The organism is Acrocarpospora phusangensis (genome assembly GCF_016862995.1).
Lineage (GTDB): Bacteria > Actinomycetota > Actinomycetes > Streptosporangiales > Streptosporangiaceae > Acrocarpospora > Acrocarpospora phusangensis.
This window is the reverse complement of the sequence record NZ_BOOA01000139.1, coordinates 1-12,673: the sequence shown is the minus strand read 5'-3', so window position 1 is coordinate 12,673 and position 12,673 is coordinate 1. Positions and strand designations below refer to the sequence as shown.

7 protein-coding genes, 1 pseudogene and 1 CRISPR repeat array are annotated in these 12,673 nt (G+C 65.6%); of the genes and pseudogenes, 7 read left to right on the top strand and 1 reads right to left on the bottom strand.

Going from position 1 to position 12,673, the window contains the following annotated elements; translation table 11 throughout:
• Positions 1–43 precede the first annotated feature (43 nt).
• Positions 44–3,244: direct repeats of the CRISPR family, unit length 29 nt; unit sequence CGGTTCACCCCCACGGACGTGGGGAGCAG.
• Between the two features lie 133 nt (positions 3,245–3,377).
• A complete protein-coding gene (locus tag Aph01nite_RS39465; protein WP_204046204.1) occupies positions 3,378–3,986 on the bottom strand; it encodes a Uma2 family endonuclease in 609 nt (202 codons plus the stop codon).
• Between the two features lie 857 nt (positions 3,987–4,843).
• Between Aph01nite_RS39465 and cas3 the strand changes: the two genes are divergently transcribed.
• The 7 genes and pseudogenes from cas3 to Aph01nite_RS39430 form a co-directional block, all read left to right on the top strand.
• Positions 4,844–7,612 carry a CRISPR-associated helicase Cas3' gene (gene cas3, locus Aph01nite_RS39460; RefSeq protein ID WP_204046203.1) on the top strand — a complete coding sequence of 923 codons (2,769 nt, stop codon included), beginning with the start codon at positions 4,844–4,846 and terminating at the stop codon, positions 7,610–7,612.
• 69 nt (positions 7,613–7,681) lie between these two features.
• Positions 7,682–9,238, top strand: a complete 1,557-nt coding sequence (gene casA, locus Aph01nite_RS39455) for a type I-E CRISPR-associated protein Cse1/CasA (RefSeq protein ID WP_204046202.1) — start codon at positions 7,682–7,684, stop codon at positions 9,236–9,238.
• Positions 9,235–9,909 (top strand): type I-E CRISPR-associated protein Cse2/CasB, encoded by a 675-nt coding sequence (casB, locus tag Aph01nite_RS39450; protein ID WP_204046201.1) that lies wholly within the window; start codon positions 9,235–9,237, stop codon positions 9,907–9,909. Before casA ends, casB begins: the two co-directional genes overlap by 4 nt.
• Positions 9,906–11,027 carry a type I-E CRISPR-associated protein Cas7/Cse4/CasC gene (gene cas7e, locus Aph01nite_RS39445; protein WP_204046200.1) on the top strand — a complete coding sequence of 374 codons (1,122 nt, stop codon included), beginning with the start codon at positions 9,906–9,908 and terminating at the stop codon, positions 11,025–11,027. Before casB ends, cas7e begins: the two co-directional genes overlap by 4 nt.
• Positions 11,024–11,764, top strand: coding sequence for a type I-E CRISPR-associated protein Cas5/CasD (gene cas5e, locus Aph01nite_RS39440; protein ID WP_204046199.1), 741 nt, complete (start codon positions 11,024–11,026; stop codon positions 11,762–11,764). Before cas7e ends, cas5e begins: the two co-directional genes overlap by 4 nt.
• Positions 11,761–12,390, top strand: coding sequence for a type I-E CRISPR-associated protein Cas6/Cse3/CasE (gene cas6e / locus Aph01nite_RS39435; RefSeq protein ID WP_204046198.1), 630 nt, complete (start codon positions 11,761–11,763; stop codon positions 12,388–12,390). The genes cas5e and cas6e overlap by 4 nt, the downstream gene beginning before the upstream one ends.
• Positions 12,384–12,673: pseudogene (locus Aph01nite_RS39430) on the top strand (type I-E CRISPR-associated endonuclease Cas1e); the annotation flags it as partial. The gene cas6e and the pseudogene Aph01nite_RS39430, both read left to right, overlap by 7 nt.

The window sequence follows — 12,673 nt, the reverse complement described above, 5'->3', positions numbered from 1 at the left end:
GTGGGGAGCAGGCTTTCAGGGTAGAGCGGTACATGTTGAACGACGGTTCACCCCCACGGACGTGGGGAGCAGTTCCATGAATGCCATCTGTGTACGGGCAATACCGGTTCACCCCCACGGACGTGGGGAGCAGAGCGTACCCGGAACATCGAACCAGGCAGGCTTCGGTTCACCCCCACGGACGTGGGGAGCAGGCTGGATCTCCATGCGGAGAATGCTCTAGTGGCGGTTCACCCCCACGGACGTGGGGAGCAGTGATGCCGAACAGTAGTCTGCCATCTGACCAGCGGTTCACCCCCACGGACGTGGGGAGCAGACGGGCACCGGCTGCTCGGGCACGACCGGCGGCGGTTCACCCCCACGGACGTGGGGAGCAGTGGCCGTCGTCCGCGTGCAGCTCGGCGATCGGCGGTTCACCCCCACGGACGTGGGGAGCAGCGCCCTCACAGGCAGTGGTGATGAGATCCACGCGGTTCACCCCCACGGACGTGGGGAGCAGATAGAGAGACATGATCACCAGAGCACAGACGGCGGTTCACCCCCACGGACGTGGGGAGCAGTACCAGGTATGTCGGACTCCATAGCCATCCACCGGTTCACCCCCACGGACGTGGGGAGCAGGGAAATGGCGACCCTGACAGAACCCTGACAGACGGTTCACCCCCACGGACGTGGGGAGCAGGAGCCCCTGACCAGGTGAAACCCTGGCAGGGGCGGTTCACCCCCACGGACGTGGGGAGCAGGGCGCCAGCATCGACACCGGCCAGCTCGACGACGGTTCACCCCTACGGACGTGGGGAGCAGCCACAACCAGGCCCGCGTCTCGGCGCCGGACGCGGTTCACCCCCACGGACGTGGGGAGCAGCCTGTCAAGTGTCGTCACACACTTCTCAGTAACGGTTCACCCCCACGGACGTGGGGAGCAGTCAACGAGAATGGTTCTGGACATTCCTGACCCCGGTTCACCCCCACGGACGTGGGGAGCAGCATTTCTCTTACCTGCAACGCCACGCGGCCGACGGTTCACCCCCACGGACGTGGGGAGCAGCTGCCCGCCAACCTGCAGGGCGTGTGGAACAACGGTTCACCCCCACGGACGTGGGGAGCAGTCCGGTCGAGGGCGAGGTGCGGCCGTGAGGTTCGGTTCACCCCCACGGACGTGGGGAGCAGGGCTGGATCTACACCGTGCCGCAGCTCGGCAGCGGTTCACCCCCACGGACGTGGGGAGCAGGGTTTGTGGGGCTAGCGCGGCGTTAGCAGGCGCGGTTCACCCCCACGGACGTGGGGAGCAGGGCCGGCGAATTCAGGCGCCTCTACTTGGTCACGGTTCACCCCCACGGACGTGGGGAGCAGTGAGGCCGAACGTGACGAGGCGCGGGCCGTGGCGGTTCACCCCCACGGACGTGGGGAGCAGGCGCCCGAAGGCAACCTGTTCCGGCGGAAGGACGGTTCACCCCCACGGACGTGGGGAGCAGACGCCCAGCCGGGCGCACTGCCACTCCATCAGCGGTTCACCCCCACGGACGTGGGGAGCAGGCCCGCGCCCAGATGGAAGCGGACGGCTGGATCGGTTCACCCCCACGGACGTGGGGAGCAGTCCTGCCTCAGTGGCCGCTGCGTTGGCGGTGGCGGTTCACCCCCACGGACGTGGGGAGCAGATGGCCGCCTCGACCAGCGCCGCGTGCCGGGTCGGTTCACCCCCACGGACGTGGGGAGCAGTCCCGGTGTACGCCCGCCCGGGTCAGGTGGTGCGGTTCACCCCCACGGACGTGGGGAGCAGGGTGCTGGCCGCGGCCATCCGATCTATCGGACCGGTTCACCCCCACGGACGTGGGGAGCAGCTGTCCAGCAGCGGCGCGACCGGCACCCACAACGGTTCACCCCCACGGACGTGGGGAGCAGTTTGATCGAGGTGCCCATCCGGCCAAGACCGGCGGTTCACCCCCACGGACGTGGGGAGCAGGAGAGCCCGGAAGGGATGGCGGCGATCGGCGACGGTTCACCCCCACGGACGTGGGGAGCAGGGGAGGCTGCGCGCCTGGGATGTGAACCTTGTTGGTTCACCCCCACGGACGTGGGGAGCAGCGGAGGTGGCGGATTGAGCGGATCCACTTCCGCGGTTCACCCCCACGGACGTGGGGAGCAGGGCTCCCTGGCCGTGGCCTGCTCCCTATCCGGCGGTTCACCCCCACGGACGTGGGGAGCAGCCGCTGAAGACCCTGTTGGTTGGGTTGCCAGACGGTTCACCCCCACGGACGTGGGGAGCAGAATCGCAGGCGTCAAAGACCCCGTCCGGGTAGCGGTTCACCCCCACGGACGTGGGGAGCAGCATGCCGCGCGGCAGCCGGTGGTGGACGGTGCCGGTTCACCCCCACGGACGTGGGGAGCAGGGCTCCCTGGCCGTGGCCTGCTCCCTATCCGGCGGTTCACCCCCACGGACGTGGGGAGCAGTTCCGCACCCACGCGCGACGACGGCCCAGTCGCGGTTCACCCCCACGGACGTGGGGAGCAGAGGTGCATGCCCAGGTCGTAGATGTTGGGCCGCGGTTCACCCCCACGGACGTGGGGAGCAGGTGCTGGGGTCGTGGGAGTGGCGCCTGCGGGCCGGTTCACCCCCACGGACGTGGGGAGCAGGCCAGCTCGCGCAGCCAATCGGAGCGGCTCACCGGTTCACCCCCACGGACGTGGGGAGCAGACGCCGCGTACGCCGGACTCGTCGGGGAGCCGCGGTTCACCCCCACGGACGTGGGGAGCAGCCATGTCAGGGCTGTGGAAGATGAGCGTGCTGCGGTTCACCCCCACGGACGTGGGGAGCAGAACAACCAGCCCAACGCGCCTTCAAGCTGAGGCGGTTCACCCCCACGGACGTGGGGAGCAGAGATTACCACTCGGCGTGTCGGAAGGGGCTGACGGTTCACCCCCACGGACGTGGGGAGCAGACGAATGGTCGGGCCTCCGGGAGATGAGTCATCGGTTCACCCCCACGGACGTGGGGAGCAGACGACGATAGGCGCGGATGCAGGCGCTATACCCGGTTCACCCCCACGGACGTGGGGAGCAGCTCAAGGATCCGGGGCCGGAAGTAGGGGCAGGCGGTTCACCCCCACGGACGTGGGGAGCAGGCGCCGAAGCGCCGCCATCTCCGACCTGATGCCGGTTCACCCCCACGGACGTGGGGAGCAGGGGACTGGCACTGCCCCGAATGCCACGGCCGCCGGTTCACCCCCACGGACGTGGGGAGCAGACTTCATGAGCTGGGGAAACTCAGCTGAGCAGCGCAAATGTGGATGTCGGGCTTTGTCGGCTATCGCCAAGGGGGATGGGGGTACGTGGGCTTGGGAAATTATCGTTGGTACGGGCTGAAGTAGTCACTGTCGTTAGATTCGTTCTAGATCAGGGAAGGAAATATCGATCTTCATCCCTTCAGGTAGCTCGGTGACAAGCATGCTTCGGTGCACTGCAGCCATTTGGTAATTTCGGCAGCTCCAATCGAGGCGGTATTCGTCTATCGAGCCGACTCGATCGCCGTCCATAACGATGATCAGATAGACGGGGATTCCCTGAGCGGCGTATTCGGCCCGCTTATCGTTGAAGTCGACCTCATCGTCGGACGAAGTGATCTCGACAGCGACCAGAACGTCACTTGACCAGAGTTTCGCCCCGGGTTCTAGGCACCACAGCACGCTGATATCTGGGCGCCTGAACGTGAATCTCTTACCAGTCTTGGTGACGTGGGGATTCCGATGTCGGTAGCGCATGTCGGTGTCTTGGAGCACCTCGATGCATGGGCCTGTGGGGCGGGCGGTCAGCAGGGCGAAGGTCAGGTTGCGCGAGACTCGTTGGTGGGCGGGAGTCGGAGATTCGCAGAACACCACCCGGCCATCGACCACCTCGATGGCCTTGCAGATCTCCTCGGGCAACGCTTCATACTCCTCCTCCGTGATGAGCAGGCTGGATGGATCCGTGGCCCAGGCGGGAAGGGGCATGTCAAGACTCCTTGGACTGCAACGGCTGTAGTGGTTTACGCCGACGTCGTGGGATCGCGACGGTCCGCCACAGCATGGGGTGGTGGGCGCTAACCTCCGCGAGGTTCGGTGTAGGTCTGTTGACGTCCACGGGTGTGGAGACCATTTTCGCATGCTGTCACCGCCATTGATGAGGTTATCGCCATGCGGCGAGGGGATGCAGGGTTCAGGCTCGTGAACTCTCCGAGTCCTCAGCGCGTCCCCGAAAGGCCCAACCGGCTGGCTAAAGCCCGGTACGCCCGAGGGCGACCAAGTTCCGTGTCGCCGCCGCTAGTGATCGAGATGGCGATCGGCACCCCCAGTGCTGCGTGTGCTTCGTGTGCCAGGGCGACAGGTCTCTGTGGCTATCGGCCCCGGTCGCCACCGCGAGTGCGGGCTCGCGCGAGGCGACAGTGGTGCCAGCCTGGGCGGGTTAGCCCGCGCGAGATCGACTACGCCCACCCGTCGCCGACGCCGAGGGGGCGGACCCAGGAGTCGACATGGTGGGAGCGTCAGATATATCCGATCGTTTGCTCACAGAGTGGCTCGGTTCATCTGCCGGGGTGAATTATCTTGATCGGTGTAGTCAATGTCGGCAATTGTCGGTGATTATGTTGCGGTGTTGGCCGCGCAGGTCTCCCACTTTGGATGCTTCGCAAATAGCATCTAAGGTCTGAAATATTGTAATTCGTGCATGAATGCCCCATTCTGAACGAGAGTATGTCTCATGTTCCATGATTTGGGGCAAATTGTCAGCGATGTGGTCTACGGTGTCTTCCCAGGGGTGGATGGGATTGCCATGTCGGCGGGCCTGATGGTCCAAGATTGAGGGAATTCGAATGGCCGAACCCAATGTTGACCTGGACTTGTGGGGTAAGTCGCGAGGGCTGCCACTGCCCTATCCGCTGGTCTGCCATCTGTTGGATACGGCAGCGATGGCGGAGACGTTATGGGACGAATATCTCTCGGTCGGCCTGAGGGTCGCCGTCGCGACCGAACTAAACTCTGACCAGAATGAGACCCGGAGTTTGTTGTCGTACTGGGCGGCCTTGCACGATATCGGAAAATGTACGCCGGGATTCCAGGGCCAGATCAAATCAGGGCTTGATCGACTCGCTGGCTATGACGTGGTAACGGCGACCCCCCAAAGGCATGATTATGCAGGCCATGTGTGGTTAGGGCAGATGCTCTTGGCCGCGGGCTACAAGATGGCCAGGAAGAATGCTCCGGCTTTCCGGGTCGCTCAGATGCTTGGCGGGCATCATGGTCGGTTCGCGCCGTTCAACGGGCATGAATTCAAGGATCCGATCGGGTCGTTGCCCGCGCTGGGCAAAGGGAAGTGGGAGGAACAGCGGCAGGGCATCGCATCCCTGATGCACCGATTGACGGGAGCACCACGACCGCCGGTCGGGGTGTCGGCCGCTGGTGGGGCGTTGGCATGCGGCCTTGTGATTCTGGCGGACTGGCTAGCGAGCCAAGAGGGCTTCTTGCTTGCTCAACTCCAGGCGGGTATTCCGGAGACCTGCGATGCGGACAGCTTGATGGCACATCTGGTCCGGAGCCGGGCCGCGGCTCCAGGGTTGTTGCGGGACGCGGGATTAGGTCGGGTGAGGTTCGCGGCGGGCGGCTTCCGGGATGACTTTCCGTTCGAGCCAAACGATCTCCAGCGCTCGGTGAGCGAGGAATTGCCCGCTTTGGTCAGCGAGGAGCCTGGCCTGCTGCTGATCACAGCCCCGATGGGTGAGGGGAAGACCGAAGCGGCCCTACATGCGGGAAGGCTGATGGGGGAGGCGGCAGGTATGCCGGGCTACTTCATCGGGCTGCCCACGATGGCGACCTCCGATCAGATGTTGCAGCGGGTGGACGAGTTCCGTGGGCGGCGGATCCAGGGTGCGGATTCGCTGACATTGCTGCACGGTATGGCTTGGCTGAACACCGCGTACACCGCGGAGGGGCGGGAAGTCGGTGTCTTGACCGGTGATCCGATGGCCACCAGGTGGTTGCGGGGAAGTAAGCGTGGTCTTCTGGCCAATTTGGCGGTGGGGACCGTCGACCAAGCTTTGCTCAGTGTTCTGCGCGGACGGCACAACGTGCTGCGGATGCTCGGCCTGGCCGGGAAGGTGTTGGTCATCGATGAGGTCCATGCGTATGACGCGTATATGCAGGGCCTGCTCAAGGTGCTGCTGGAGTGGCTGGGCTCGTTGAGGGTTCCGGTTGTCTTGTTGTCGGCGACGCTTCCGGTTGGTACGGGGCAGCGCTTGGCGCAGACGTATTTGGCCGGCGCGGGGTGTGAAGGCGTGGAGGCGCCCAGGGTGGCGTACCCGGGATGGCTGTATGTCAGCCCTCGGGGGACGAAATCCGTGACAGTACTCTCCCGTGAGCGGAAGTTGCATGTGGAGACCCGCAACGTGCTGATCGGCCCCGACAAAAGCCCTGATCGTGCGCCGGTTCTGCGGGATGTGCTGGAGCCTTTGGTCCGTGACGGCGGCTGTGCGGCGGTCATCTGTAACACCGTGGGTGACGCGCAACGTACGTACCTGGCGTTGAGGGCCTGGCTTGGCGAGCGGAGCGGTGCGGTTCCGGTGGTACGGCTGTTGCATTCGCGTTTCCCCGCGCACCGGCGTGAGGAGATCACCCAGGAGGCGGTGAGCTGGTTCGGAAAGCAGGCCGGAGGCGCCAGGCCGACAGCGGCGATCCTGGTGGCCACACAAGTGATCGAGCAGTCCCTGGATCTGGACTTTGATCTGGTTGTGAGCGATCTGGCTCCGATCGCCATGCTCCTGCAGCGGGCCGGCCGGTGTCAGCGGCATGTGATGTTCGACCGCTGGCGACGTAGTTGGGCGATGGATGTCCGGGAGGCGGGGACGGCCGGCAGGATGCGGCTGGTGGTCCTGATACCAGTGGATATGACTGGTGATTTGCGGATACCGATCGCCTGGCCGTTCGTGTATCCGACGGCCCTGCTCCGCCGCACTCGGACAGCGTTGGCGAACCTGCCTGGTGGGCAGGTGCGAATTCCAGGCGAGATCCAGCATCTCGTGGATCAGGTCTATGACGAGACGTTCGGCGATGAGACTTCGCCGATCACTGATGAGGATCTGGCCAGGCTCGCGGACGACCAGACCAAGGACATGTACGCGCAGATGGCTGCCATTCCCGCCCCGCGCAATGTCGACGACCTGAGCCAGTTCACCGGCGACGACTTCGTCACCGAGTACTCCACGCGCCTCGGTGCCGACTCGGCGCGGGTCGTCTGCTGCACGCGCGGCGCCGACGGTCGTTTGACGCTAGGCGAGCAACCGCTCCCGACAGAGCCGAACGGCCGCAAGGGCGACCGCAGATGGTTCACCAAAGAGCAGGTCAGGCACGTGCTCACGAACGTTATCCCCGTGCCAGGCACCTGGTCGCGCGGGCACTCCGCGAGTGACGCGGCTCCCGCCGGTTGGCAGGACAGCCCGCACCTGCGGGATCTCGTGGTGGTGGAAATGCCTGACCAGAGGTCGCCGGGAATGCTGGGTGAGCGGGAAGTGTGGCTGACCCCGGAACTGGGTTTATCGGATTTCATGCCGAGCGCCCACGACCAGGCCCCACGCGCAAGCGCCGGTTGAAGCGCAGCTCATTTCGTTGAATGAGGAACGGAAGGCCCTACCATGCCACCACCTGCGTCATTCGGCTCCGTGGCCGCTCCCCGTAGCTACGACCTGCTGGAACGTGACTGGATTCCGGTCCGGGAGGGCGAGAAGCGGAAGAAGGTCGGCCTACGGCGGCTGTTTGAGTGCGCTCATCTTTTGAGTGACATCGAGGCGGCACCTCCGCCAGGTGCTGCCGCTTTGTGGCGGGTGCTGACGGTCATCGCCGCCCGTGTCACACGGCTTGACGATATGGCGGCCGGGAGCGACGCGTGGAATGACCGTCAGGGGGACGTCCTGGCGGAAGGGCGCTTCGACCCGGACGCGATCATGGAATATTTCGACCGGCACCGGGATGGCTTCGATCTCTTCGACCAAGATCGTCCCTGGTTGCAGGATCCGCGGCTGTGGCAGCAGTGCAAAACAAGCTCAGGCGTGAACAAGCTGGTCATGTTCCGGCCCGCGGGGAACAACCAGGTCTGGTTCAATCACGCGACCGAAGCGTCCCCACCCCCACTGCGTACGGACGAAGCGGTCTTTCATCTGCTCATCCAGCTCTATTACGGGCCATCGGGGCAATGCACCCCTCGCACGGCCGGTACGGCCTCGGGCGTCAACAGCAAGGCCGGACCCCTGCGCCGAACGATCTCTTTCCACCCAGTGGGGACAACGGTATTCGAGTCCCTGGTCGCCGGTATCCCCCAGGCGCACCACTACAACCATGGCGGTCCCGACCAGGCGCCATGGGAGACCGACGACCTGCCCGACCCCACCAAACCGCCGCCTCGGCCCAGCGGCGTCGGCGGGGTGTTGACCGGTCGCTTTCAGCATGCGCTTCTCCTGCAGCCGTCCCCTGACGGTGAGTATGTCACCGACGCGTGGATCACCTGGGCATGGCGTGACCAGGAGTTTCCCGCCGAGGACCCATACCTGATCTACCAGAAGAACGTGAAGGAGGATACGTACTATGCCCGTTACGCGGACGCGAGTCGCGCGCTCTGGCGGGATTTCGACGCGCTGCTCATGGAGGATACCGGCGACAGCAAGGCACGTCGGCCCGCAGTCCTGAAATCGGTTGAGGATCTGCGTGGGTTCCTGCTGCCAGTGCTCCGGGCCCGCGCGTACGGATTCGACCAGGACGGACAGACCCGCGACAAGGAGTGGACGACCGGGATCACCCCGGCGACGCTTGCCCTGGCAGCCGAGGACGGCGTGCCGTACTCGGTCAGCCAGATGCGTAAATCCGCCGAGATGATGGGACGCCGACTCGAAGACGCGCTCCGCGGGGCGTGGAGCGCCATCAACGATCCGTCCAACGGTGAACGTAAGGTTCAGCGCACCGATATTCCTCCTGGTCCGTGGCCAGCCGATGCGGCTTTCCGCTACTGGCCGCAGGCGGAACGCCTGTTCTGGGAACGGGTGCGGACCCGCCACTTCGACGGAGTGGTCGTGGCGTTCCGGCAACTGGCCCTGGGCGTTTACGACGAGGTCACCGCCAGCGCAGCCATGCCCCGTGTCAAGCGCGCCATTGAACTCAATCGCGTACGGATTTACGGCCGCAAACCCCAGCAAGGCGGACAGGGTCAAGGAGGCAACACCGCATGATCTCGATAGAGACCGCGGACAAGTACGTGGCGCATGTCCGCAAGCAGGTGAGAGAGGATCCCGGGCGGCGGTCGGCGCTACGCCGCAGCCTGGGACGGCCGGTTGAGGACGACTTGACCAGAAAGGCGCATTCCACGGTCGCCCGATGGTTGCCGTCCGACCGTACTGGTGCGGCGGTGGAGAGGGCCTACTACTCGGTGGCGGCGCTGATCGCCGCACAGCCACGTGACCACGCCGACCAGGACGGATCGGATCCGGAGTCGGATACTACGGTACCCATCTCGGACGAAACCAGGACGGCAGATGGATCGGACGCCGGAACCAGGCCAGAAGAGCCGGTAGAACGGCGCACGACAAGCCTGGGCGGGACGCTCGGCCAGGCCGTGACCGCAGGCAAGTTGTCCGTCGACACGGTGGAGGCGCGCCTGCACCTGCTGTGCCGTCAGAACGTGCCAGGCCTCCACCGCCACCTGCCTGGTCTGGTACGCCGCCTGGCCACCGTCGAAATCGAACCCGACTGGGGGCGACTGCTGCAAGACCTCAGCCGATGGGAACGCGCCCGCGCTCAGGTCGGCAAACGATGGCTTCAGGACTTCTACCGGGGGATCCACGCCGGTAGAGACGACAACTCCAGGAACGAAGACGACAACCCGGAAGGTGAGCACCAGTGAGCGCCCCCCGCTACCTCGACATACACATTCTGCAGACGATGCCGTTCGCGAATCTCAACCGCGACGACCTCGGTTCTCCCAAGAGCCTCGTCTACGGAGGCGCCACCCGTACCCGAGTCTCCAGCCAGTGCTGGAAGCGCGCTGTCCGGCTCGATGTGGAACGTGTCATCGGAGACCCGGCGGTGCGGACTCGGCGGGTGCCCGCGGAAGTGGCCGAGCGCCTGGAGAGGCGCGGCTGGTCGCCGGAGGCCGCGACGGCGGCCGGCATACAGGTGGCGTTGTCGGCCAACAAGAAGGAAGGATTGAAGCTGGAGGACAAGGGCGGGACGTCGGTGCTGCTGTACTTGCCGAAGGCGGCCCTGGACTCGCTGGCTGACCTGTCCGAGGAACACCGTGAGGCGATCGAGCATACGGTGGGGGTCAAGAAGCCGAAGCCGGTCCTGCCGGTGGAGAAGGTGGGCGAGCTACTGTCGGAGCGCAACGGCGTAATCAACTTGTTCGGCCGGATGCTGGCTGAACTGCCCGGTGCTGGCGTCGACGGTGTGGTTCAGGTGGCGCATGCCTTCACCACGCATGAGGTCGCCTCCGAAGTCGACTTCTTCACCGCGGTCGACGACTGCCTGCCCCCGGACGCGGTCGGTAGCGGGCACATGAACAGCGCCGAGTTCAGCGCCGGCGTCTTCTACCGGTACGCGAACCTGGACCTGGTCAGCCTTCGCGCCAACCTGGGCGGCGACGCGCAGATGGCCGAGGAACTCACCCGCGGGTTCCTGACCGCGTTTATATCCTCCCTGCCGACCGGCAAGCAGACCAGTTCGGCTGCCAACACCCTCCCCGACCTTGTCCACATCGCGGTACGCGCCGACCGCCCCATCTCCTATGCCGCCGCGTTCGAGGCGCCGATCCGCCCCGAGAACGGTCTGGCCGGGCCGTCGCGTTCCGCCCTGAGCCACCACGCCGGACGGCTGGAAAAGCTATGGGGCGACGAGGGAGTCGTGCATCGCGCGTACGCCTGCGTCGATGAGAAGCCGCTGGAGTGGCTGGGCCAATCGGTGGACTCCTTCTCGGACCTGGTCACCGGGGCTGTGGCCGCCTCCTACCCGGGAGATTCGCGGTGAGCGGGTTGATCGTTCGGCTGGCCGGACCCCTGCAGTCCTGGGGGGAGCACAGCGTCTTCACCCAACGCGACACGCTGCGCTTCCCCACACGATCTGGCCTGGTCGGCCTCTTCGCCTCCGCTGAGGGAGTGCGGCGGGGACGTCCGCTAGGAGACTACGGACTGTTGCGGTTCACCGTACGAATCGATCGGCCCGGGGTGCGGATGATGGACTTCCACACGATTGGTGGTGGTTTGCCCAGGGGCGTACCCCGGCCGAACGGTGCCCAGCGGTCCCGGGAGAAGGCCACGATGCTCACCCGGCGTCAGTATCTGTCAGATGCAGCGTTCACTGTCGCGGTCGAAGGGCCGGAAGAGCGGATCGCGGGCATCGCCGAGGCGTTGCGGCGCCCACATTGGCAACCCTTTCTGGGGCGGCGTTCATGTCCCCCGGATCAGCCGGTGCTGCTGCGTGCCATGGTGGACGATCCGGTGAGCGAACTGCGTTCCCGTGCACCGGTCGCGCGCCGGCTGCGCTCGGACGAGCTTCCGGAGGCCGAGTTCGTCACCGAAGGCGTCACGCCGGACGCCGAGGAGATCACTGAGCTGGCCGACGCGCCGGAGAGCTTCAATCGCTACGACCGCCGTTACCGGCCTCGCATCGTGAGCGTGGAAACCCGGCCGATTTCCGCGCATCTCTTCGCCACCGGGCCTACGTTCTGGGATCAGCTACTCGCATATGCGAAGGAGGAACGGTGACGGCCTGGATCATTCGTATCCTCCCGAATCTGCGCAGGCGCGACGTCAACAGCGATCTTGCTGACCCCGACCGTCTGCACAAGCGGATGATGATGCTCATCCCCGACGGACTGGGAGAACAGGCGCGAGCGCGGGCCGGAGTGCTGTTCCGGGTCGAGGACACACGGCAGGGCGTTCAACTGCTGGCCCAGAGCCAGGTGAAACCCGACCTGGAACGCCTGCCCGACGGTTACGGGGAGATCGCCGTCCGGGAACTCGACGGACTGTTACGGCGGTTGGCCTCCGGTCAGCCTGTGCACTACCGAATCGCGGCCAACCCATCCAAACGGCTGAGCCGATCCGCTGGCAAGGATGAGGGGAAGGTCGTAGCCCTGCATGGCCCCGCTGCGGAAGAGTGGTGGGCCGCCCGCTCCGCTGCCAACGGCCTCGCGGTCACCACCGTGACCTCACGCTCCCTTATGGACATCCGTGCCAGACACGTGGTCCGCCACGCGGTCGTACAGTTCGACGGGCATGGAACCGTGAGTGACCCGCACGCGCTGCGTGCCGCCGTGTTGAACGGCATCGGGCGCGGCAAGACGTACGGCTGCGGTCTCCTCAGCCTCGCCCCGGCGGCGGCATGGTGAGTCGATCGCCGTCCGACGCCAAACGCCGTCTCGGCCAGCCCACCCTGGCGATGCTGCCCCGCATCGCCGATTCGCTGTCGTTCCTCTACATGGAGACGGTCCGGATCGTCCAAGACGACACCGGGGTGTGCGCTCAGGTGGAGTCTCCGCGCGGCGTCGAACGTGTCTACCTGCCGACCGCGTCACTGTCCTGCGTACTCCTCGGTCCAGGCACGTCCATCACTCAGCCCGCGATGGCCACGTTCGCCCGCCACGGCACCACCCTGGTCTGCGTCGGCGCGGG